Annotated in this window: 21 protein-coding genes; 16 read left to right on the top strand and 5 right to left on the bottom strand. The window is 46.4% G+C overall.

Features of this window, described 5'->3' with window-relative positions:
- The first annotated feature begins 17 nt into the window (after positions 1–17).
- The 3 genes from H1S01_RS09385 to H1S01_RS09375 all read left to right on the top strand — a co-directional run bounded on the left by H1S01_RS09385 (position 18) and on the right by H1S01_RS09375 (position 4,896).
- The gene (locus H1S01_RS09385; protein ID WP_188039959.1) at positions 18–1,340 is read left to right on the top strand and encodes an amidohydrolase family protein; all 1,323 of its coding nucleotides are present in this window, start codon (positions 18–20) and stop codon (positions 1,338–1,340) included.
- Between the two features lie 273 nt (positions 1,341–1,613).
- On the top strand, positions 1,614–2,873 hold the full coding sequence (locus tag H1S01_RS09380; protein ID WP_188039957.1) for an HD-GYP domain-containing protein: 1,260 nt from the start codon (positions 1,614–1,616) through the stop codon (positions 2,871–2,873).
- A gap of 133 nt (positions 2,874–3,006) precedes the next feature.
- Positions 3,007–4,896, top strand: a complete 1,890-nt coding sequence (locus tag H1S01_RS09375; protein ID WP_188039955.1) for a coiled-coil domain-containing protein — start codon at positions 3,007–3,009, stop codon at positions 4,894–4,896.
- 68 nt (positions 4,897–4,964) lie between these two features.
- Here H1S01_RS09375 and H1S01_RS09370 read toward each other — a convergent pair whose 3' ends face one another.
- Positions 4,965–5,180, bottom strand: coding sequence for a Sec-independent protein translocase subunit TatA/TatB (locus H1S01_RS09370; protein ID WP_341479071.1), 216 nt, complete (start codon positions 5,178–5,180; stop codon positions 4,965–4,967).
- A gap of 190 nt (positions 5,181–5,370) precedes the next feature.
- On the opposite strand from H1S01_RS09370, the gene H1S01_RS09365 reads away from it, so the two are divergent.
- From H1S01_RS09365 to hisIE, 10 genes are all read left to right on the top strand, one after another.
- Entirely contained in the window at positions 5,371–5,694 is a 324-nt protein-coding gene (locus tag H1S01_RS09365; protein ID WP_188039953.1) for a YerC/YecD family TrpR-related protein, read from the top strand.
- A 73-nt stretch (positions 5,695–5,767) separates the two neighbouring features.
- Complete coding sequence (gene hisZ / locus H1S01_RS09360) at positions 5,768–6,976, top strand: ATP phosphoribosyltransferase regulatory subunit (RefSeq protein WP_188039951.1); 1,209 nt, start codon at positions 5,768–5,770, stop codon at positions 6,974–6,976.
- Positions 6,977–7,064: 88 nt separating this feature from the next.
- Positions 7,065–7,727, top strand: coding sequence for an ATP phosphoribosyltransferase (gene hisG, locus H1S01_RS09355; RefSeq protein WP_188039948.1), 663 nt, complete (start codon positions 7,065–7,067; stop codon positions 7,725–7,727).
- A gap of 3 nt (positions 7,728–7,730) precedes the next feature.
- A complete protein-coding gene (gene hisD / locus H1S01_RS09350) occupies positions 7,731–9,011 on the top strand; it encodes a histidinol dehydrogenase (protein ID WP_188039947.1) in 1,281 nt (426 codons plus the stop codon).
- A gap of 110 nt (positions 9,012–9,121) precedes the next feature.
- Positions 9,122–10,243, top strand: a complete 1,122-nt coding sequence (gene hisC, locus H1S01_RS09345) for a histidinol-phosphate transaminase (RefSeq protein WP_188039946.1) — start codon at positions 9,122–9,124, stop codon at positions 10,241–10,243.
- Complete coding sequence (hisB, locus tag H1S01_RS09340; RefSeq protein WP_188039945.1) at positions 10,243–10,833, top strand: imidazoleglycerol-phosphate dehydratase HisB; 591 nt, start codon at positions 10,243–10,245, stop codon at positions 10,831–10,833. The genes hisC and hisB overlap by 1 nt, the downstream gene beginning before the upstream one ends.
- Positions 10,834–10,886: 53 nt before the next feature.
- Positions 10,887–11,498 carry an imidazole glycerol phosphate synthase subunit HisH gene (hisH, locus tag H1S01_RS09335; protein WP_188039944.1) on the top strand — a complete coding sequence of 204 codons (612 nt, stop codon included), beginning with the start codon at positions 10,887–10,889 and terminating at the stop codon, positions 11,496–11,498.
- Positions 11,492–12,229, top strand: a complete 738-nt coding sequence (gene hisA / locus H1S01_RS09330) for a 1-(5-phosphoribosyl)-5-[(5-phosphoribosylamino)methylideneamino]imidazole-4-carboxamide isomerase (protein WP_188039943.1) — start codon at positions 11,492–11,494, stop codon at positions 12,227–12,229. Before hisH ends, hisA begins: the two co-directional genes overlap by 7 nt.
- Positions 12,223–13,008, top strand: a complete 786-nt coding sequence (gene hisF / locus H1S01_RS09325; protein ID WP_188039942.1) for an imidazole glycerol phosphate synthase subunit HisF — start codon at positions 12,223–12,225, stop codon at positions 13,006–13,008. The genes hisA and hisF overlap by 7 nt, the downstream gene beginning before the upstream one ends.
- Positions 12,996–13,679 carry a bifunctional phosphoribosyl-AMP cyclohydrolase/phosphoribosyl-ATP diphosphatase HisIE gene (gene hisIE / locus H1S01_RS09320; RefSeq protein WP_188039941.1) on the top strand — a complete coding sequence of 228 codons (684 nt, stop codon included), beginning with the start codon at positions 12,996–12,998 and terminating at the stop codon, positions 13,677–13,679. Before hisF ends, hisIE begins: the two co-directional genes overlap by 13 nt.
- A 60-nt stretch (positions 13,680–13,739) precedes the next feature.
- Here hisIE and H1S01_RS21450 read toward each other — a convergent pair whose 3' ends face one another.
- On the bottom strand, positions 13,740–13,868 hold the full coding sequence (locus tag H1S01_RS21450) for a DUF4405 domain-containing protein (protein ID WP_243237181.1): 129 nt from the start codon (positions 13,866–13,868) through the stop codon (positions 13,740–13,742).
- Between the two features lie 296 nt (positions 13,869–14,164).
- Between H1S01_RS21450 and H1S01_RS09315 the strand changes: the two genes are divergently transcribed.
- Complete coding sequence (locus tag H1S01_RS09315; protein ID WP_188039940.1) at positions 14,165–14,539, top strand: flagellar protein FlaG; 375 nt, start codon at positions 14,165–14,167, stop codon at positions 14,537–14,539.
- Positions 14,540–14,913: 374 nt separating this feature from the next.
- Here H1S01_RS09315 and H1S01_RS09310 read toward each other — a convergent pair whose 3' ends face one another.
- The 3 genes from H1S01_RS09310 to H1S01_RS22520 form a co-directional block, all read right to left on the bottom strand.
- Positions 14,914–16,749, bottom strand: a complete 1,836-nt coding sequence (locus tag H1S01_RS09310; protein WP_188039938.1) for an APC family permease — start codon at positions 16,747–16,749, stop codon at positions 14,914–14,916.
- Positions 16,750–16,956: 207 nt separating this feature from the next.
- Positions 16,957–17,814 (bottom strand): pentapeptide repeat-containing protein, encoded by an 858-nt coding sequence (locus H1S01_RS09305; RefSeq protein WP_188039936.1) that lies wholly within the window; start codon positions 17,812–17,814, stop codon positions 16,957–16,959.
- 984 nt (positions 17,815–18,798) lie between these two features.
- Positions 18,799–19,185 (bottom strand): STAS domain-containing protein, encoded by a 387-nt coding sequence (locus H1S01_RS22520; protein WP_188039934.1) that lies wholly within the window; start codon positions 19,183–19,185, stop codon positions 18,799–18,801.
- Between the two features lie 272 nt (positions 19,186–19,457).
- Here H1S01_RS22520 and H1S01_RS09295 point away from each other — a divergent pair, with 272 nt between their 5' ends.
- Together H1S01_RS09295 and H1S01_RS09290 are read left to right on the top strand one after the other, a co-directional pair.
- Entirely contained in the window at positions 19,458–19,676 is a 219-nt protein-coding gene (locus H1S01_RS09295; RefSeq protein ID WP_188039933.1) for a hypothetical protein, read from the top strand.
- A gap of 382 nt (positions 19,677–20,058) precedes the next feature.
- The gene (locus tag H1S01_RS09290; RefSeq protein WP_188039931.1) at positions 20,059–21,414 is read left to right on the top strand and encodes a sensor domain-containing diguanylate cyclase; all 1,356 of its coding nucleotides are present in this window, start codon (positions 20,059–20,061) and stop codon (positions 21,412–21,414) included.
- Positions 21,415–22,226: the final 812 nt, after the last annotated feature.

Below are 22,226 nucleotides of genomic sequence, written 5' to 3'. Positions count from 1 at the left end.
TAAGGAGGCGCTTAAAGGTGAACAAGCTTCTTGTCAAAAAGGGCCGAATCCTCACGATGACGACAGATGAGCCATGTATTTTAACAGGTGATATTCTCATCGAAGGATCGAAAATCACCAGAATCGGCGAAGATCTCCCGGAAGAAGGCGTTGATGTTATTATTAATGCCGTCGGAAAAGTTGTTCTACCCGGCTTCATCAATTGTCACAACCATGGGGCTATGTCTTTATTCCGGGGATACTCCCTTGACCTGCGTTTAATGGAATGGTTAAGTCATAAAATTTGGCCTGCCGAAGAACGCCTTGACGCTGACGCAGTCTATTGGGGAACGATGCTGGCGGCAGCAGAGATGATCAAATCAGGAACGACAACCTTTGCCGACATGTACTTTTTTATGGATGAAGTGGCACAGGCTGTCGAGGATTCAGGAATGCGGGCTGCCCTTTGCCAAGGACTGCTTTTCATCGACGATCAGGGAGAGCGACGCCTCCGGTCGGCTCAAAAGCTTTTTGAAAACTGGCAGGGAAAAGCGGACGGTCGAATTACCACCATGGTTGGCCCCCACGCACCTCATACCTGTCCGCCCGATAAGCTGAAAGAGGTCATGGAAATGGCCCGCAGTTTTCACTGCCCGATTCACATTCACCTCGCCGAAACGATCGAGGAAGTAGAACACATTTTTCAACACTACGGCAAATCGCCTGTAAAATATCTCTCCGATCTCGGTATATTTGAGGACCATCACTGCCTGCTGGCTCATGCCGTAAACCTATCCCGGGATGATATGTACCTCCTGCGGGGATTGAAAGGGGGTATCTCCCACAATCCTGTCAGCAATCAAAAACTTGGCTGCGGTGTGGCCCCTGTGGTGGAACTTCGAAAAATGGGCATTACAGTCGCCTTAGGCACCGATGGAGCCGGCAGTGCATCCACCTTAGACATGTTTGAAGAGATGAAAGCGACCGCTTGGATGCAGAAGAACAGGACGGCCGATCCGACGGCGATCAAAGCGTATGATGTTCTGCGTATGGCCACCATTGAAGGAGCAAAAGCACTCGGACTTGAAGAGGAAGTCGGGACGATCGAAGCAGGGAAGCGGGCTGATTTAATTCTCGTCGATATAGAAAAGCCCCATCTCTATCCCCAGACAGATATCTGTGCGTTGCTCGCCTATGCCGCCAACGGTGCCGATGTGGACACCGTCATCATTGACGGTAAAGTCGTCATGGAGCAACGGCGTCTACGTTGCATCGATGAAAAAGAAGTCCTAAAACAAGCCCAAAGGGCAGCTCATAGAGTAATATATGGTTTGCGGAACGGGGTTCCTAATCTAAACTGAAATACACAGGCTCAATAGGTTCTTACGTCATAGTTTTCTTTTGTATTATATCTTAATGCATTTTCGGATAATGCGAAAAAAATCCAAATATACCTAGAAAAAAAGAAGGAAAAAATAATAAAAATAGAGAACTCATCATGAGGGCTAAGGTTCACTGCGGACCATAGTTCTGTTGTCGGTAAGGGTATGACGATGGAGCTTTCCCTATATAGAGAGAATGGGATAAGGGATTTGTTCGCGTCAAAAAAGATATTAAGGCCGGTGGTGTGTACAATGATTATTTCCCGGCATTACAATGTTGGCGATGAACTGGAACATGATATCTTCTCCTTAAAGGGCCGGTTGCTGATCCCCAAAGGAACAGTGATCACCGAAAGGATTTACCAGCAAATCCTCAAGTGGGAAGAAATCGGCATGTTGACCAGTAAGACCGCCGAAGATTCCGAAGAATCCACTGGCGAGGAACAACCACCACAGGTAGAAGTTTCCGTCAGTGTGAGACGACCGACTTCAGATTCAAAAGAAAGTGAATCCGGTGCGACAATCCCCGGGGAACAACTACCGCCGGGAAAGAGCGATGGTATCCGCGAGCCGGACGATAAAAACCAGGAAGTACTTTACGAAAAATTTCTGTCCCTGAAGAAATCGAAACAAGAGGAAAAGCTGTTCCAGGAGTCCATAGAGACTGTTCGAGATGTATTTATGGACATTCGCCAGGGCAATGGTTTTCAGGAAGAACCGGTCCGAAAAATGACATCGGACATCGTTGATACGGTCGTTAAAGACGAAAAAGTCAGCTTACGCCTATCCCGATTATGGGACTTAGACGATCATATACTTCACCATTCTGTCGATGTATGCTTATTGAGCACGATGATTGGGATCAACCTCGGCGTCAGTGGAGACGATTTACGGCGGTTGGCTACCGGAGCGATTCTTCACGACGTGGGGAAAATCTATATTCCCAAATCGATTCTCAATAAACAGGGACCGCTGACGGATCGAGAATCAGAACTGCTCAAGAAGCACCCGGTTTTTGGTGTGAAGTATTTCCAAGATAAGGAATCGAAGTTATCCAAAGAGGAGTACTTTTGTATCCTTCATCACCACGAGAAATGTTCTGGCAATGGCTACCCCCAGGGACTGCAATACGCCCAGATTCATCTCTTTGCCCGGATTGTCGCAGTAGCAGACGTTTACTCGATGGCCACGTCTAATTTTGGTCACCATGATAAGGTAGACCAACTGCATGCCGTCGATATCCTCGCCAAGGAGATGAAAGACTACCTTGACAAACATATCGTCCATGTGTTTGTGGACCGTATGCGCGATCTGATGCTAAATACGAAGGTCCGCTTAAACACGGGTGAAGAGGGATATGTGGTTAAATTCTACATAGATTCGCCGTTACTCCCCACGATCTTGTTGACGGATGATACAGAAGGACGAAAAGTGGTCAGTCCCTATTTGGTGCATTTGCGAGAACGACCCGATATGTTTATCAAACAAGTGCTCCGAGAAAAAATGACCTAGTAAAAAACGCGCGCCGGGTTCCACCGAGCAGCGCGTTTTTTGTAAGGACTTCGTCGAGACAATTGACAATTTAGCTGAACTAACGGAATATGATGGTGAAAAGTGCTCCTAAAAAGAAAGGTGAGCGACGAAATTGAAACGATTTACGGCACGCGCCTTTTTTGACGGCATGAACCGGCTTTTAGAGAAGGAAGCGAAAGAAAAATTAGCCCAAATGGAGTTTCGGGTCATCGCCGAATTATTACCGGAACGCATGCCTATCGGACAATCCTGCCTCTGGTTGGTCCTCGATAAAGAAGGACGAACCATGTACTGGATGGTGCCGGAGAACATGGCTTCCCGTTGTAAACCGGGAATGGTGGTAGCTGCTGTGGGGCATCCGGTCTTATGGCCTTCCAGCAAACAAGGAAAACGTCTTGAATGGCTGCAGGTAAAAAACTTAGAACCGGTTACATCGGGAGAGGTCCCTAGGCAAGAACAGGTTCGTCAATTGGCCGAGGAAGGTTTTATCGGCAAGCGGGTAAAACGGGATTGGCCTGTCGATGCTGAAAAAGGCTCCGTAAAGATACACCTGATTGCCGGAGAAAAAAACCCTTTCACTCTAGTGTTGCAACACAAATTTCGAAAAGCCCGGCGCTTTCAAGTTCACTTGCACAGTGCCGATATGAACGAGCCTGAACAAGTGGCCCGGGCCATCTTGGAGGCGTCACGGCAGGGGGGCGACTTCCTGCTGATCATCCAGCATGAAGAAGACAACATCTTGACGTTTGATGCACCTGTCCTATTGAGCGCTTTAAAGCTTGCCGACATGTACAGCCTTTTCGTCCACCCGGAGGCGAAGATAAAACCTTTCAGCTATTGGCTGATTGACGAATGGATCGATAGTCCCCTAGCGGCGGCAAGGCTGATCGTGACTCGCTGCTGGCGAACCTGGAAGGGACCGAAGGAGAAACACCGTCTAAAGGAAGCCTTGGTCGAACAGTCCCACAAAGATCGGGCTCGATTGGTCGGTGATTTACACCGATTGCGGGAAGAGAACCGCGATCTAGAAGAGAAACTACTCAATTGCAACCCTCAGAAAGTGCAAGAGCTAGAGAGAAAGCTAAATCATGCTGAGATTGAATTGAAACGGTCCGAAGAACGTCGTAAAGTCATCCTAAACCAGTTGTTCGGTATGGAGCAGGAGCAAGAGGAACTAAAACGCAAGGTAGCCTTGCTCGAAGCGGGCGGCATAACTCCCCAAGCTCCTGTGGATATGGCCGCAGAGATCGAAAAAATCAAACGACAGGAATCTTTTCACCGGATGCTGGCAGAGGAAGAGCGGGATCGCTTGAAAGAAGAGAACCAACGGCTACAGGCTCGACTGGATGGAACGACTCCCCTGCTACTGGAAGAATTAAAACAAAATCTGTCCTCCCTAGGTCAAGAATTGGAACGATCGGAAGAACGGAGGGAACAGCTGTCCGAATTCCTATTCATCTTAGAGCAGGAGAACCAGGAGTTAAAGGGACGATTGGGATTCCGTGAGGATTTGACATCTTCCGAAGGCCATGTTCAAGGAGTGAAGCGCGAAGAAGAAGAACTGATCGTCGGGAAAGCCCGCTTGTACGAGGAGATCCATGACGTGCTCCTCAAGGAAGAATTGGAAAAATTACAGCGAGAAGTGAAGCGACTGCGAGAATTACTCCGGTCCTGTTCGCACGAGATGATGGTGTCTCTTCAAGATGAATTGGCGATCACTCGTTCCCAATTAGACCATTCGGAAGCGCTTCGGGACGAACTGCGCAAAGAGGAGGAACTGATCCGAAAAGAATTACATCATATACGTTCGCATTCTGAGCCTCAGTCGAAAAACCCGATGGACAAACTGAACGAGAAAAGGTCTGTTCAAAACCAGTTCGACAAAGAAGTTGAGCAAGAAGAAGCAGAAGGAAACGATTCTGACATGATGGACCAGTTGGTTGGAAAAACGGTTGAGTTTTTCAAACATGGCTTTCGTTGGGGGAAGAACGCTAGGAAATAAGGTTGTTCACTGAATAAAGAAAAGATGGCTGCCCCGAAAGGATCGCGGGGACAGCCATCTTTGATCTTTTACTCTTTTTTCTCGTTGTCAACGACCCGGGCTTCCACTTCTTTCGCTTTATCACCTGGAGTTTTTTCGGGAGCCACCTCGTCTTTAAACTCCTTGATACTTTTCCCCATAGCTTGTCCGATTTCCGGCAACCGTTTAGCGCCAAAGAAAATCAACACGATGACTAAAATGACAAGCCATTGGAGTGGGCTGTTGATAAACCCGAAGGTGAACACAGTAACTCCCTCCTGACGTCGGACATTTGTATAAGTATAGCAGAAACAATTTGAGGGCTCAAGGGTCCGAAACGATAGTTACCCCTAAATAGGCTTTTTCATCGATTTACCACATAAAAAAGGAATATGGAGCAGAAAACAAGAATTAACTTATATTTAGCCCGATTCTGAAGAGTGGGAGAGTTGTCCTTTGACATCGTCAAAACTAAAAGACCCAGCTTTGGACAAGCTTTTCGAAGCCATCCTTTTGCTGGAGAACGAAGACGAATGTTATCGTTTTTTCGAAGATATCTGTACGATCGCTGAGTTAAAAGCGCTGGGGCAACGGATGGAAGTCGCCAAAATGCTGGAACAGGACTGTACCTATACCCATATCGCCGAAAAGACCGGTGCCAGCCCGGCGACGATCTCTCGGGTCAAACGCTGCCTCGTTTACGGCGCGGACGGCTACCGGCTCATTTTGGACCGCTTGAAGGAAAGAAAAAAAACGGTTGACAGCGAAAATACCCCATGATACCCTAAGTGCATCACAACGTTACTTCACTTAGATGAATCGATAAAGTAGTTAAGAGGGGATGAGGGGTAACATGGCTAAAGATCGAAACTTGCTTCAAATCCCGGCGGGCATGCGAGACTTGCTGCCGGGAGACGCTCGAAATAAGCGCATTTTAGAAAACAAATGGACCGACTTGTTCACCACCTGGGGTTATCAAGAAGTGATTACGCCTACCGTGGAGTACATGGACGCCTTGGCTGTCGACACAGGGGAAGAGATCCGGGACGACCGGATGTTTCAATTTTTTGACCGGCAAGGACGTATCCTGGCTCTGCGGCCTGAGATGACCACACCTATCGCCAGGGTGGTGGCCACGCGGCTCAAAAATAGCCAATTTCCCCTGCGTCTTCACTACGCGGCCAATGTCTTTCGCTACGACGATCCCCAGGCCGGCCGTCAAAGGGAGATTTTTCAGGCGGGAGTGGAACTGATCGGTGCTCCCGGTCCTCTCGCAGATGCGGAAGTGATCGCCTTGGCTGTCGAAGCGCTGCGCCAGTCGGGTTTGGAAGATTTTCAGATATCTTTAGGTCAGATTGAGGTCTTCAACGGTTTGATGGAGGAACTTCCTCTATCAGATGAACAAAAAGCCAAGGTCCGCAGCCTCGTCGCCAAAAAGGACTTTGTGAGCCTCGAGGAAATGCTGGCCAAAGACGGTCTCTGCGAAAGCCAAGCAGAATTGCTATTGAAACTTCCCACCCTGCATGGTGGACGAGAAGTGTTGGTACAAGCGTTACCACTGGCGGTCAATGAACGGGCTCGTCAAGGCTTAAACAACTTGCGTCAGGTCTATGATGCGCTGCGAACGTATGGTGTAGAAGATTATGTGGCGCTCGACCTGGGGGTCTTGCGAGGATTCGACTATTATACGGGCATTGTTTTTGAAGGATACACGGTCGGCCTCGGCTTTCCGATCTGCGGCGGCGGTCGTTATGACGGACTGCTCGGTCAAGTCGGCTTCGATTGTCCCGCGACAGGTTTTGCCATCGGCCTGGATCGCGTCCTGCTCGCCTTGTCCCGCTCCCGGGAGCCCGAACCGGTTCCGGTGCCGGATATGCTAATTGGCGGAGATAACACAGAAAAAATCATCGCTGTCGCTGCCCGCTTGCGTCAGGAAGGCCGATCCGTTGAGATCGACGTACTCGAACTGGAAGAAGAGGGCCTAAAAGCCTATGCTGCTCAGCGTGGAATCGAAGAAGTAGTTTTTTACCGCAAAAGCGGCGACGACCCAACTGAAGGGTAGCTGCTCTGAACACTTCAGGCCAAGTCCATCACATAAACGGAATTGTCCGTAGGGAATTTGCAACGGAAGAAAGATAGGGGGCGAACCCATGAAAGATATGCTTACCATAGCTCTGCCCAAAGGAAAGCTCTTTGAAGATGCGATTCCGCTGCTTCAAGAAGCCGGCCTTTGCACGAAAAACCTCTCGGAAGACAGCCGGAAGCTTGTGATCCGCCATGAAAAAGAGCGGTTGAATTACATCATTTGCCGGCCCACAGACATCCCCACCTTTGTCGAATACGGTGCCGCCGATATCGGCATCGTCGGTAAAGACACCATCGTCGAGCAGGACAAGGACATCATGGAACTGGTGGACTTGAAATTCGGTCACTGCCGCTTCGTCGTCGCTTTACCGGAGACGGCGGCCAAGAAAGGCCGCGACTTGACCCAGTTCAACCACCGCCGGGTAGCAACGAAGTTCCCGAAAGTGGCCGAAAGCTTTTTCGCCGAAAAAGGCATACAGGTAGAGATTATCAAGCTTCACGGCAATATTGAATTGGCACCTGCCGTAGGCTTGGCCGATATGATCATCGATATTGTCTCCACCGGCCGCACCCTTAAGGAAAACAACCTCGTAGCCGTGGAGGACATCTTCCATGCGACGGCACGACTCATCGCCAACCGTGTCTCCTACCGGCTAAAGCACCAACGTATTCAGCCGGTGGTGGAACGGATTCGAAGTCTCGTCAAAGACAGAGAGGTGACATACTAAGCGATGGTGCGCCTGATTACCTATCCTTCGAACGAAGCCGATCATTATTTGCAGAAAAAGACTCTCGACGATGCGACCGTATCGGTCCAAGTGGCTCAAGTTCTCGAGACGATTCGCACTCGAGGTGTCGAGGCTGTTTTTGAATATACAAAGCGTTTTGACGGTGCCACTGTAAACGAGGCAAACTTCAAAGTATCCGAAGCGGAAATCGATGAAGCCTATAGCAAAGTCGACCCGGAGGTGCTCGCTGCATTGCGCCGGGCCCGGGATAACATCCGGCGCTATCATGAAAAACAACTGCGCCCCTCCTGGATCGAACCGGAAGCCGATGGAACCATGTTGGGCCAACTTATCCGTCCGCTAGAGCGGGTAGGAACCTATGTGCCGGGCGGCTTGGCCTCTTATCCGTCTTCCGTATTGATGAACGCCGTGCCTGCTAAGGTCGCCGGTGTTCCCCAGGTTGTGATGGCTACACCGCCGGGAAAAGACGGTTCCATCAACCCGTATACCCTGGTGGCGGCTCGAGAAGCGGGTGTCGACGAGATTTACCGTATGGGTGGTGCTCAGGCGGTAGCCGCGATGGCCTTCGGCGCTGGCTTGAAAGCCGTCGATAAGATCACCGGTCCTGGGAATATCTATGTCACCTTAGCCAAAAAGCAAGTCTATGGGACTGTCGATATCGATATGTTGGCCGGTCCTTCCGAAATCCTCGTTATCGCCGATGAAACGGCTCCACCCGCTTATGTGGCAGCGGATTTCTTGTCTCAGGTGGAGCACGATGTGCGGGCAGCAGCGGTTCTGGTGACGCCCTCAGAAATACTGGCCCGAGCCGTCGAAGGGGAAATCCAGCGGCAAATGGATTACTTGCCCCGCCGGGAGATCATGGAACAAGCCTTAGAGGATAACAGCGCCGTCATCGTCGTCAAAGACCTGGATGAAGCTTGTGAAGTGGCAAACCGCTATGCGCCGGAGCACTTAGAAGTGCTGACAAAAGAACCCTTTGCCTTATTAGGTAAACTTACCCAGGCGGGTGCCATCTTCTTAGGTCCCTATTCACCGGAGCCGGTCGGTGATTACTTCGCCGGCCCCAACCACGTTTTGCCTACAGGAGGAACAGCCCGCTTTTACTCACCGCTGAACGTGGACACCTTCATGAAAAAGACGAGTGTCATCGCCTATTCAAAAGCCCGTTTTGAACAAACGGCCGACGATATTCTCGCCTTAGCCAAATGTGAAGGTTTGGATGCTCACGCAAACGCAGTCGCCGTACGAATCAAAAAATAAAAGGAATCCTTGCAAACATAAATGCGATGATATCCGTGAGATTTTAATAAAAGCCTTATGACAATAAGTCTTTCAAAATTGTACAGAATCAGAAAGCGAGGAATGTTGGCATGACGATTGATCCGCTGCGCTGGGTGCGGCAAGACATCCGGGATATTGTTCCATACCAGGCCAAGGTCTACCCGGAAGGGGTCAAGGTGGATGCCAACGAGAACCCCTTTCCCTGGCCCCAACGCTATGTCGAGCGCCTTCAGCAGGAACTGGCATTTTATCCATTCACCCGTTACCCCGACGGCGAAGCGAAAGAACTTTGTCAAGCCTTAAGTGAATATACCGGCCGTAATGCCGCCGAAATCCTGGTCAGCAATGGTTCCGACGAAGCTATCCAGTTGGTCTTGCTCACCTTTGGCGGCCCGGGACTCGCGACGGTTGTCTCCAATCCCACCTTCGTCATGTACAGCATGGCAACCCGCTTCATGGGCGGGACTGTCATCGATGTACCGTTGATCGAAGAGGGTAATACCTTTCGACTGGATGTCCAAGGTCTGTTAGCCGCGGCGGCACGGGAAGAGGCGCGGGTGATCATCATCTGCAACCCCAACAACCCGACCGGCAATTGTTTCGCCGAAGAAGACATCCTAGCCGTCGTCAGGGGAACCGACAAAATCGTCATTGTAGATGAAGCCTATTACGAATTCGCCGGGAAAAGCCTCATGGGGCGTCTCGACGAATTCCCAAATATGGTCATCATGCGGACCTTTTCGAAAGCTTTTGGATTGGCTGGGCTGCGGGTCGGTTATACCGTAGCGTCTGCCGAAATCATCAACGAAATCCACAAGGTGAGACAACCCTTTAACGTAAATGCCTTCTCCCAGCGGGCGGCTACGATTGCCATTGAAGAGCGAACTGCTTTCGAAGCGCAGGTAAAAGAAGTTTTGGCCGAGCGGGAGACCCTCTGTGCAGAACTAGGTCGCTTTGCCTGGCAGATCTTTGCTACGGATGCCAACTATATCTTCTTACGTTTGCCTGGGTCTACGAAGGAAGAGCCGGTTCGGCGAGCAGCGGACATTCACCAAGGTCTGATGGACCGGGGTGTGCTGGTGCGAAAATTAGGCGGCGGACCCGGCCTCGACGGCACTTTGCGCGTCACCGTCGGCCGGCCTGAAGAAAACAGGAAACTCTTAGCCGCATTAGAGGACCTCGCCGACCCATCGACTGGGGGGTGGCGTTGATGAGCCGCAACGCCTCGGTCGTTCGCAATACGGCAGAGACCCGAATCAGCATTGACCTTAACCTTGACGGGGAAGGTCATTATGAGGGGAAGACTGGCATCGGCTTTCTCGACCACATGTTCACCTTGCTCTCCCGGCACGGTCAATTGGACCTGGCCGTAAGCTGTAAGGGCGACCTGGAGGTCGACACTCACCATACGGTAGAGGACCTGGGGATCAGTCTAGGTACTGCCTTGTCAAAAGCCTTGGGGGACAAAAAAGGCATTCGCCGTTACGGCCACGCCTATGTGCCCATGGACGAGACATTAGTTCGTGTCTGCCTTGATTTAAGCGGCCGGCCCTTTCTCGTCTACAAGGCGAAGATCCCCGTAGAGCGAGTCGGTCAACTGGAGACGGAGATGGTAGAGGAATTTTTCCGGGCTTTCTCCAATACCGCTGCCATGAACTTGCACATCCATCTTCTCGAAGGCGGAAACGGCCACCATATCATTGAAGCCATCTTCAAAGCTCTTGGTCGTGCTCTAAAAGAGGCTGTGTCTATCGATTCCGCAAATAAAGATCGGGTGCTGTCGACGAAAGGGCTATTATAAAATCTAATTACAAGTCCATATAGGAAGCATGAAGCCGAAAGGGGGCGGGCACTTTGATCGCCATCATCGACTATGGAATGGGAAACTTGCGGAGCGTGCAAAAAGGGTTAGAAAAAGTCGGATACAGTAGCTACATCACCAGCGATCCGGAAGCGGTGCGCAAAGCCCCCGCAGTCATATTGCCGGGTGTGGGAGCCTTTGCCGACGCCATGGAAAATCTGCGTGAAACCGGTATGGTTGAACCGATTCACGAAATCGTCGCTGCTGGGAAACCTTTTATGGGCATTTGCTTAGGTTTTCAACTCATGTTTGAGGCGAGTGAAGAAGGCGGACATTTCGAAGGACTTGGCATCTTTCCCGGGCAGGTCCGGCGTTTGCCTCCGGGACTGAAAGTGCCTCACATGGGCTGGAACGAACTGACTGTCCGGCGAGTTAACCCGATCATGGAAGGGATTGAAACCGGCTCAGAGTTTTATTTTGTCCACTCTTACTTCGTCGACCCCGGTGAGGAAGCATTGACGATCGCCACAGCCGATTATGGCTTTGACTTTTGCGCCGTAGCCGGGCGGGATAATGTCTTTGGCGCACAGTTTCACCCGGAAAAATCGAGCGATTTGGGACTGCGCATTTTACGGAACTTTGGAAAGCAGGTGGAAGCATGCTGATTTTTCCGGCCATTGATTTAAAAGAAGGGCGCTGCGTACGCCTGTACCAAGGCAAAATGGAAGATGCGACCGTATATAACGACGACCCGGTGGCTCAAGCCCTTTCCTGGCAGGCTAGAGGGGCCCAAATGGTTCACCTCGTCGACTTGGACGGTGCTTTTGAAGGGGAACCGAAAAACTTCGACGTCATCCGTTCCATCGTTCAGGCCCTCACCGTCGGTGTGCAATTGGGCGGCGGCATCCGCGATATGAACATTATTGATAAATATTTACGCCTCGGCGTTTCCCGAGTCATCCTCGGAACAGCAGCTATCCGTAATCCCGAAATGATGGAAATCGCTTGTAAGGAATACGGCCAGCGCATCATTCTCGGTCTCGACGCACGAGACGGTTGGGTAGCTACGGACGGATGGGCGGGCACCTCTCAAGTGACCGCATTAGAACTGGCTGTGGACATGAAAAAACTCGGTGTTCGCCGCGTCATCTATACGGACATCTCCAAAGACGGCACTTTGGCCGGCCCGAACTTGAAATCAACGGCTGAATTGGCCCGTAAAACAGGACTGAAGATCATCGCCTCCGGCGGTTTCGCCACCATCGACGATGTCAAAGCTTGCGCTGCACTGGAAAAGGACGGTGTGGAAGGGGCCATCTTAGGCAAATCCATCTACACTGGCTCTATTGATCTGGCTGAAGCGCTCCGGATCTCCAGGGGGGAAGCCGCATGCTAGCCAAACGCATCATCCCTTGTCTTGACGTCCATGGGGGACGCGTCGTAAAAGGAACGAATTTTGTCAATTTACGGGACGCCGGCGACCCAGTAGAGCTGGCTGCTGTATATGACAAAGAAGGCGCCGATGAACTGGTTTTCTTGGATATTACCGCTTCCTCTGACGGACGAGCCATCATGCTTGACGTGGTCCGGCGGACGGCGGAAGAGGTCTTCATCCCTTTTACCGTCGGCGGCGGGCTGCGAACAGTTGAAGACATCCGGGAGATGCTGAAGGCAGGCGCCGACAAAATCTCCCTAAACACATCGGCGGTACAAACGCCGCAACTGATCGGGGATAGTGCCTGGAAGTTCGGTTCTCAATGTATCGTCGTAGCTATCGATGCACGACGCCGGCGGGACGAAGCAGGACGACTTTTAGAGGGATGGGAAGTCTACACCCATGGCGGCCGGAAACCGACCGGTATCGACGTGCTGGAATGGGCTCGTAAGGTAGAAGAACTGGGTTGCGGTGAAATCCTGTTGACCAGCATGGACAAGGACGGAACCAAAGACGGTTACGACATCCCCTTGACTCGAGCCGTAAGCGAGGCTGTAACGATACCGGTTATCGCATCGGGCGGAGTGGGGAATTTGGAGCACATCTGCGAGGGGTTGACCGATGGCAAAGCCGATGCCGCCTTGGCCGCCTCCATCTTCCACTATAAGGAGTACACCATTCGCGAAACCAAAGAGTACCTTCGGGGAAAAGGAGTGCACGTGCGAAAATGGCGCGACTGAACATAGACCCGGCATTTATTGAGGGACTGAAATATGATCATCACGGCCTCATCCCAGCCGTAATCCAAGATGCGAAAAGCGGCCGTGTGCTGATGGTGGCCTATATGAACAAAGAATCGCTTGCAAAGACACTGGAAACAGGCGAATGCCACTACTATAGTCGCAGTCGTAAGGAACTGTGGCATAAGGGCGCTACGTCTGGTCACGTACAAAATGTGGTGGCCCTCGAATACGATTGCGACCACGACTGCTTGCTGTTCCAGGTCGAACAGACTGGCGCTGCCTGCCATGAAGGTTCCTTCTCCTGTTTTCGCCCTATCGGCGGGCAGGCCGGGGAGACCGTCGGATTTACGACTGCGGCCATCCCGGAGAATAGTGGCGATCCAACCGAGATCGGGACGATTCTGGAAGAACTATCCCGTGTCATCGCCTCACGGCAGAAGGAAATGCCTGAAGGGTCCTATACGACCTACCTGTTTACAAAAGGACAGGACAAGATCCTAAAAAAGGTAGGCGAGGAGACAGCCGAGGTCATCATCGGTTCAAAAAACAACGACCGCGGCGAGATTGTCTATGAGACGTCAGATCTCTTGTATCACCTGCTGGTGTTGATGCGGTATCACGGGATTGAATTAGATGAGATCGCCCAGGAGTTAAAGAAACGAAGATAACCTACGGGGAAGATAGAGCCCATAAAGAAAGCGTGAAGCATCTGCCTCACGCTTTTTGCATTATTCGTCCTCTTGTTCCGGTCTTTTTCGAAGACCCAGTTCCGCGACTAGTGTCTTTGCGTTTAACCCAAAATGTAAAAGGACTGCAGGTATCATCGCAAGTCCTGCCACCTCATGAATGCCTTTCAAGGAATTTCCTCTTCGTTCTTGTGATTTTCTCAAAGAGCATTTTATCGTAGAAGTCTTAAAAAAAGATGAAAATCTTTTGTAGATTTTGTGAACAGATCCTGTAAAGCTAGCGATACGATAGTGCAGGCACTCTCGATGGTGAGCAGTGCTCAGCAAATTGTGTCTCATATATCAAGAATTTAGTATAAAAAATCAATGTAAACTTAATGAAGGATTTTGGCGACATAAATAGAATAGGGTATTAAAAGTAGGTTTTATCACACATTTTCTGTGAATATCTGCCGGAGGAGATAGTTATGAACGTATCTAGCGTCAACTCGCAAAACACTTTTTCTGTAACCGGCCCTGTCAGCAACATAAACAACAGTACCTCCCAGCAAGATACTGTAGAAAAAACAGTTCCGGCAGAAAAAGAAAGTGAAAAATTCAGTCAACTTTTACCGTATCAGAAAGATCCCTTGACCAAAATGATGGAAGATACAAATGCCTTTTTACAGGCGATCAACACGGATATTCGTTTCAAATGGCATGAAAAAGCACATCAGTTAATGGTTGAAGTATACGATAGTCGGAACGATAAGGTGATTAAAACGTTTCCCCCAAAAGAATTTTTGGATACGATTGCAAAAATTAAAGAATACGTAGGGGCACTTATTGATAAGAAGGTTTGATTAACGTTAAAATAAATTAGGTCTACAGTCCTTTGTTAAGTTTGTCGGGACAGGGTAAGCTTAAAAATAACTATATTTCTAATATTCAATGGTTTCGACGACAACAAGGAGGCAGACAACATGAGTAGGAATGAAGAAGGATTAAATCCCGAACAATTGGAAAGACGCCTTAAAGGCGTCGAAGTTCTGGTAACCATAGCTATCGTATTGACCGTCATCCGGCTTACCCTTTGATTTTAAATACTCAATACAAATATACCTCAAAAACCAGAGATCTCGTCACGAGTGACGAGATCTCTGGTTTTTCTGCTCCTGAACCTTTTTTATCGTCACCTTCAACCCTGTGCAGGTGAGAAACGAAACATGGATGTCAGTTACATACCTTTTAAATGATAGGGGACGGAAGCGACGATGGTATTCTTTTTTAGAAGCAATACAGTTCGTAGGAGGAATCCAGTCTGGTTATGCAGCAAGTAGTGCCACCAAGTATGTGTAACAAACTCAGGGACGATCACTGTGATCACTTCACCGATTTTCAAATCTTTTTCTAAGTTATCGATGTAATTTACAAGGGGATCAATTAATTCTCGATAAGGCGATTCTACAATGACTAATTCGAAGTTGATCTGTTTCTCTTCGAGTTTTTTTCTTAATTTTTCCGCTGTCTCTGGGTTTGAAGAAACGTGAACGATTCTTATATCTGTATCTTCGTTGGACATCGATTTGGCGAATTCTAACGCGTTCAGAGCGGGTTTAGACAAAGACGACATGGGAATTAGAATATAATTCTTCACCACATAATAAGGGGACTGATTTTGGGAAGACAATTCATGGGAGATATCGGAATAATGCTGTTTGATTTTCTTAAATAGCAATACTAATAAAGGAATCGCTAACAGTACTAGCCATGCACCGGCCATGAATTTAGTTGTCGCGATGACGATGGTAACGATTCCAGTAACCGTTCCGCCAATCCCGTTGATAAGTGCGTTCAACTTATACCCCTTAGGCTTTAGCCTATTCCACCGGACAACCATACCGATTTGAGCGATGGTGAAAGCGAGAAAAACACCGACGGCATATAAGGGGATGAGGGAGTGTACAGAACCATGAAATAGGACGACTAAACTGATTGCACCTGCACAGAGAAGTAAAATACCATTGTTGAATACGAGGCGATCGCCTCGTAGTGCAAAAATTCGTGGAATATATCCCTCAGCGGCCAGTTTAGCGGCCATGATAGGGGCACCAGCAAAAGCGGTATTCGCCGCTAAGATGAGAATAATTGCCGTGGCGGCTTGTAGAAAGTAGTACATAAGATTCCTGCCGCCAAAAACTAATTCGGCAATTTGAGAAACGAGCGTTTCTCCATGTTCAGGTAAAACGTGGATCCAACCGGCCAGAATGCTGATTCCCCCAAAAAGAATGACAGAGAGACCGCCTAAAGCAAATAATACCTTAATCGCGTTGCTTTCTTTCGGTTCCTTAAATGAAGGGACACCATCTGCTACCGCTTCCACGCCGGTGAGGGCAGTACACCCTCCAGCGAAAGCTTTTAATAGAATCCAAACGAAAAAGAGACTTCCCAAATTTTCCGTATGCGCCTCGATAGGGGTAGCTTGGGGTGTAAAGTCTCCGGAAAGGTAACGGTAAACTCCAGTTACAAGTAGGGATAACATAGAGAATATAAATAAATAGGGAGGATAGGCGAGTATATTTGCGGATTCGCTGATACCTCTCAAGTTAATAATTGTCAAAACAACAATAAAAAATACAGCTATGTACACAGTATAGGGGAATAACCAGGGGAATGCAGAAGTGATCGCCGCAGTGCCGGAAGATATACTTACAGCGATTGTCAAGACGTAGTCGATAACCAACGACGCACCAATAATACACCCATAAGTGGGTCCTAAAAACTCCTTAGCAACAGAATAGGCACCGCCACCCTCTGGGTACGTTCGAATCACTTGTGTATAGGATAGGATAACAGTTAATAAAAGTAATACAATGCAAAAAGCGATGGACGGTAGATAGTGAAATGCAAGCTGACCTAATGCAGCCAAAACGAGGAGTATCTCTTCGGTGGCATAAGCAACAGAGCTAAGCGCATCCGATGCGAAAATGGCCAAGGCTTTTGGCTTATTGATCGTCTCATGTGAAAGTTGTCTGTTATGGAGTTTACTCCCTATGAGCAGTCTACGAAGCAAGTTGCTTCCTCCCTGGATATTATTCGATGAGCATGGATAAGTCTAATGCTACGATCGATTTTAAGCAATGTCAAAATAATGTTTGATTATGTTTGAATTACTCGAAAACACTAGAATAAACAACCTATGTCTCCGTTAATCGTACTTGTTCTTTAATTTTCGAGGATTTAAACGAAAGACCGCCCCGCTTTAACATCGTTGGCAGTATCAGTCCCCTGCCAACCAATGCTCAGGAATGAGTAAATCAGGTGGTAATTTCGTATGAATATCGCCAATCGCCGAATTTACTTGAGATTGAGTAAGAAAAATACTTCCTAATAGATTAGCACCTCTTAAATCGGCGTCTCTTACGTCCGCGCCAATAAGATCACATATGCGTAAGTCAGCTTCTCTAAGATCGGAAGCAATAAGTAAAGCTCCTCTCAAGCTGGTTCCGCTAAGGTCTATACCCCGTAATTTAGCTCCGATCAGATTTTTCCCCTTATTTATTTTGAATTGTTTGCGTTGATGATTTTCTTTTTTGACTTTAGCTCGAACTAATTCACTGGCCCGCATAAGTAAATCGCTCACAGTCGCTCTATGATTAAGTACATTGAGGGCTAAGATTGACTTTGGAGGCAGCTCGGTTAACCGTTCAGTTTCTTCAATAGCATTCTGTAATTCTTGATAAATAGGCTGGGCTTCTTTAAAGTTGAGAGCCTCATTTAGGTAATATAACATTTCGTATAGTTGTTGCATAATCGGAAAAACATCATACATTTCTTTTGCCGACTCGGGATTCTCTCGCCAGTCATTTCCTTTATAAGTGAATTGTGATACCTTCTGACCGGCACCAAAACATTCGTATACCGTACAACCTTTAAAGCCTTGACTTCTTAAATTCTGATGAATGCCACAGCGATAATCAGATTGTAAGTTTCTACAAGGAGTACCTCCTTCTTTATCAAAAGGAAAATCAACAGATTTTAAAAATGGAAGTGCTACACAGCACAAACCAAAACAATTTACACAGTCAGCTTTCAGATTGTGTACATGATTACCAGTAGTTATAATTGGTTTAGACAATTCGAACACATCCTTCTGAAATCAACAAGCGCCGTAATCGTGAACTTAAACAACCTGGGATTTATCTAGGGATGGAAAAGACAAAGTCAGCGGAGAATACCAAAATCTTACCTTCAAGATGTCAATACATCTCAATTATAACAGATATCGACGCAGAAATTCAAAAAGTCCTAAGGCTTATCGCCCTAAGACTTATACAAAAATATGAATATTGCGGGAATTAGTTTGAACTCAAATCCGTAATTCATAATTCGACAAAACATCTTATTTTTAACCCCTTGTAGCAAAAATAATTTATTGTATGATGAAAACATACATGATTTTCATATTATTACAGGGGGATTTCGATGAAGTCGCTTCAGCTAATGTTAACGCACAAATTTTTTCAAAGTTCGGCTGAACAAATTCGTGAGCAAGGGATACCCCGATGCTACGAATGCCAACGAATTCTTCGCGCAGGGGACAAACTTGATTCCTGGTGGCCTCAATCAACCAGGCAAAACTTATGTAGTGCTTGTGAAGAAAACAGTGCGGCAGAACGTCGCCGCTCTGCGTGGAACACACCCTGTATAGCTAAACCAAAGGAAATTGAGACCGCTAAGTTAATTGTCACCGCTTATCGGGAATCGAGACAGAGACAGAGGCACATATCTAATATATTGCATTCAGAGGGGACTGTGGATAAGGAGACTTTTCGACTCAGTCAACAAGAATACCGTTCTGCTATACTAAGCATAGCCAGGGCCGGTCTTCCGGAGAGAGCTTGGAGAGCCGCGGGATTAACGTTTGATGAAATCGAAGAAGCGGAACTCGATTTATTGTACGGATTTACCTTTAAGGATCGCCAACCAAGGTTGGTGCTATAATAGACAATTACCGAAAAAAGGACCGTCTATACATAATTTTATTTGTGACAATGAAGAACCTGATCATGAACACAACGATCTTGCCTCAATTGGCGAGGTCCTTTTTTCTTTCAGTGCATTATTTTACGCAAAGCAGTCCATCTAGTTTTGCGATCTTAAATATCTCTAAAACTAAAACCGACGTATTGACTATGTAAAAAGAAACTCCGAGGCTTTGAGTAGAAAGATAGACTTTTAGTAATAAGCTAATACCTGTAGAATCAATATAACGAATGGTGGATAAGTCAAATATGATGGTTTTTCTGTTGAGCAATAGCAAATATAAATGGTCATAAAAAGACGAACAAAAATAGTTGATGTTTATGATGTCTAAAGAAACTTTCGGTTTTACCACAAGTTGGTTCTCTTCTGTTAGTATATCTATACGGGTAAATACGCAGCAAGATGATTTTCCTTCCGGCCTTAAGCAAGTTTGGGTAATTTCGTTTCGAGTAGATGAACACATGTTCAACTCTCCTCATTTTAATTATGCTAAAACAATGATGTCCTAGTTATATCTTAACACAATTCGGGACTTTAGTCCCAACATATCAAAAATTGATTGATTAATTCGTGCGTACAGGAACGATAATTAGCGTTACTTCCATGTAAAGCTCTCACTTCAAAGGGCTTTTTTTCAAATGAATAACCAGTTCATGTTATTTTTAACGAACAAGAAGCGTATTTATATGATAACGGAATAAAAATAGGGATAATCGTCCCGGTAGGAGAGTGTGTATGCTTAACCGAGATTTTATGAATCAAGTTGTCGATTCCGGATTGTCCAAAAATCATGAGTTTCTGAAGGGGAACAACGAGCATATTTGGATTGTCTTCGGCAAGACCACTGTCGATCAACTGGAAGATGCGGCAAAAGTTTATTCGGAAAAGACAGGTATGACTGTTGAAGAAGCCGCAGGTTTGTTTTTTGCGACACTACTTGAACGTAGATCGTAACGGTTTAAGGTCATCGGCCTTATGTAACTGCGCCCAAAACGTGCAATACCAACAAAATAATGAGAAATGGCGTGTTAAACCTACTAGTTTACACGCCATTTTACGTTTAAACTTTTTTTACACCCAAAATGCGAATACATTGTCTAATACAAAAAAGCCTGCCGGTTATGAACGAGCTGGAAAATCCACCTGGATAAATCCCAGGCTGATCTGGTACGGTTTTGATATGCATGTGAGTGACCTAGATTAAAAGTCGTACTTCCGCTCATTCTGTGATAATGTTTACGGCCGATTAAGTCTTAACGAACGATATAAACAAGGGACTATGTTAGATTAATCGATAATGTTAAAATAAACCTAATGATTGAGGTCGGAGGTTTGTATGAACTATTTACTTTTCTCAAAAGAAGAATTGATAAAACGGCTTGAACAAGTCGAGGAAGAGAGGAACTTCTTCAAAACCTTGACCCATATTTACTACCGTATTATTGAGAAATTAAATAGCGGAATAGTTGTACACTACCCCGACTCTAGTATTGCATTCTGTAACTCTCAAGCTGCCAGTTTACTTGGATTAAACAAAGAAGAGATAAGGGGTAAAATGATTTCAGATCCTGATTGGAAGTTTATATCCCCAGATGGAGATCCTTTAGAAATATCTGAGTATCCATTTAGTAAAGTTATGGCTGAAAAAAAGCCAATTCAAAATATGGTTGCAGGTATCTTTCAAAAAAGCACTAATGATATAGTATGGGTGTTAGTAAACGCATATCCTTTTCTGATGAATAATGGTGATCCTAGTCTAATAATGATAACATTGGTAGATATTACTGATTACAGAAAATTAATGATAAAAATACAAGAGAGTGAATCTAAAACAAGTAATATATTAAATTCAACGCCGGTCGGTATTTGCATGACTGACGAGTTCGGTTTTTTTGAAGATGTTAATCCTGCATATTGTTCGATTTATGGTTATTCCAAAGAAGAATTAATTGGTAAACACTTTACGGTAGTATGTACGGAATCTAATAAGGAAGTTTTATCACGTACTCACGATAGCTTTATCTCTGGAAATGGAGAACTGGCCGAAGAGTGGGAAGTAGTAAGAAAAGACGGTAGTCGAATATACATTTATGCTAATGCTACTTTAATTAAAGATTTAGATGGGAGAGCTAAAAAAGTAACATTTGTAATCGATGTTACAGATAGAAAAAAGTTCGAACAAGAGTTAAAGCTGAAAAACCGTCTATTACATACACAGGCTATTACGGATAGTCTTACTGGCTTATTAAATCATGGAGCTATTTTTAATTCTCTTGATATCGAAGTTATTAAAGCGATAAAAGAACGGAGAAACCTTTGTTTATTATTATTGGATTTAGATAATTTTAAGCTAATTAATGATGTATACGGTCACATAGCGGGAGATTGTGTTTTAATGAGCCTATCTGAGGTTCTAAAATCAGCCATAAGGAAAAATGATATTGTTGGAAGATACGGTGGTGAAGAGTTCATAGTAATATATCCCGACACCGAGTTGAAAGAGGCTATTACTCTATCAGAAAAAATACGTACAAAAATTCAATCAATGAATCTTGATTACGACCTAAAGGTTACAGCCAGCGGAGGACTTGCTCAATTAAAAAGTGAATCGTCAACCGAGCTATTAAAACGTACTGATGATTTATTGTATAAAGCTAAAAAAGAGGGAAAGAACAGAGTCGTGTATCAATAAAAAAATTCTGTTCTTCCCACCGGTGACCTGACGCCATCGGCGAGGCCGCTTTATTAAATAAAGAAGATTGATAACTGGTACACATTTAAAAAACGCCCCATCAGTCTTAATGCTTCAAGCGTTTCCTATAACGTGCATACATAACCGGCAACCACGGCACAGCAGCCTCGCCGGTTTTTTCTTTTTGCCGTGTATAGTTTCATTGAAAAAATACATTAATATTTGGAGTTATTGGAATCGTTTATATTTTCGTTGTTTTTAACAGTCTACCGGATAATGAATCGATCACCCAAAATAAACAAAACGCTAAGATTTTTAATGGAAGAGTACATAAACAAAAAGGCTGCAAACGAGAGTATTTTGCGGTGTTTGAAGAAATTGAGTATAAAGGCCGGCTAAGGGTTCTGTGTATTCTCCCACGATTAAAAAGTCCATCAGATAGTCGTCAACAACAGTCCCCCGGTAAGGGGGCTGTTTCGCTCTTTGATAACTAAAAATCCCACGCCAAATAAGCGACGGTCGTGAGATTAAAGAACCCTCGCTTTATAAGTGGTCGAACGTAGACTCTAGTATGGATGAGCGGACTTCGCTGTTGGTCGTGACGAAAAACTGGCCTTCATGATTAGCGGACGAAGTCGCCTGTCGTTTTTTTGAGCAGACTGGCCTCTATGTGACTCGATAAATTCCATAAGTTGCGTTTGAGTCAAGAATGATAGTTTTTGCTGGGTGAATATTATACTACCTTTGGCCTGACCTTGTATCTCAAAACAGTTTTTTGCTTTTCTGGCTCAACTTTTCTTACATCGGAAAGA

Origin of the sequence: Heliobacterium chlorum (assembly GCF_014502795.1) — a bacterium.
GTDB lineage: Bacteria > Bacillota > Desulfitobacteriia > Heliobacteriales > Heliobacteriaceae > Heliobacterium > Heliobacterium chlorum.
Note: the sequence above shows the minus strand (reverse complement) of the source record. Positions and strands in the feature narration are given on the sequence as shown.

Bases quoted from the DNA above. Each gene is read 5' to 3' on its own strand.
- H1S01_RS09380 (WP_188039957.1), top strand. From the start codon at position 1,614: ATGATTATTTCCCGGCATTACAATGTTGGCGATGAACTGGAACATGAT.
- hisZ (WP_188039951.1), top strand. From the start codon at position 5,768: ATGGCTAAAGATCGAAACTTGCTTCAAATCCCGGCGGGCATGCGAGAC.
- hisG (WP_188039948.1), top strand. From the start codon at position 7,065: ATGAAAGATATGCTTACCATAGCTCTGCCCAAAGGAAAGCTCTTTGAA.
- hisD (WP_188039947.1), top strand. From the start codon at position 7,731: ATGGTGCGCCTGATTACCTATCCTTCGAACGAAGCCGATCATTATTTG.
- hisC (WP_188039946.1), top strand. From the start codon at position 9,122: ATGACGATTGATCCGCTGCGCTGGGTGCGGCAAGACATCCGGGATATT.
- hisB (WP_188039945.1), top strand. From the start codon at position 10,243: ATGAGCCGCAACGCCTCGGTCGTTCGCAATACGGCAGAGACCCGAATC.
- hisA (WP_188039943.1), top strand. From the start codon at position 11,492: ATGCTGATTTTTCCGGCCATTGATTTAAAAGAAGGGCGCTGCGTACGC.
- hisF (WP_188039942.1), top strand. From the start codon at position 12,223: ATGCTAGCCAAACGCATCATCCCTTGTCTTGACGTCCATGGGGGACGC.
- hisIE (WP_188039941.1), top strand. From the start codon at position 12,996: ATGGCGCGACTGAACATAGACCCGGCATTTATTGAGGGACTGAAATAT.
- H1S01_RS09315 (WP_188039940.1), top strand. From the start codon at position 14,165: ATGAACGTATCTAGCGTCAACTCGCAAAACACTTTTTCTGTAACCGGC.
- H1S01_RS22520 (WP_188039934.1), bottom strand. From the start codon at position 19,185: ATGTGTTCATCTACTCGAAACGAAATTACCCAAACTTGCTTAAGGCCG.
- H1S01_RS09295 (WP_188039933.1), top strand. From the start codon at position 19,458: ATGCTTAACCGAGATTTTATGAATCAAGTTGTCGATTCCGGATTGTCC.
- H1S01_RS09290 (WP_188039931.1), top strand. From the start codon at position 20,059: ATGAACTATTTACTTTTCTCAAAAGAAGAATTGATAAAACGGCTTGAA.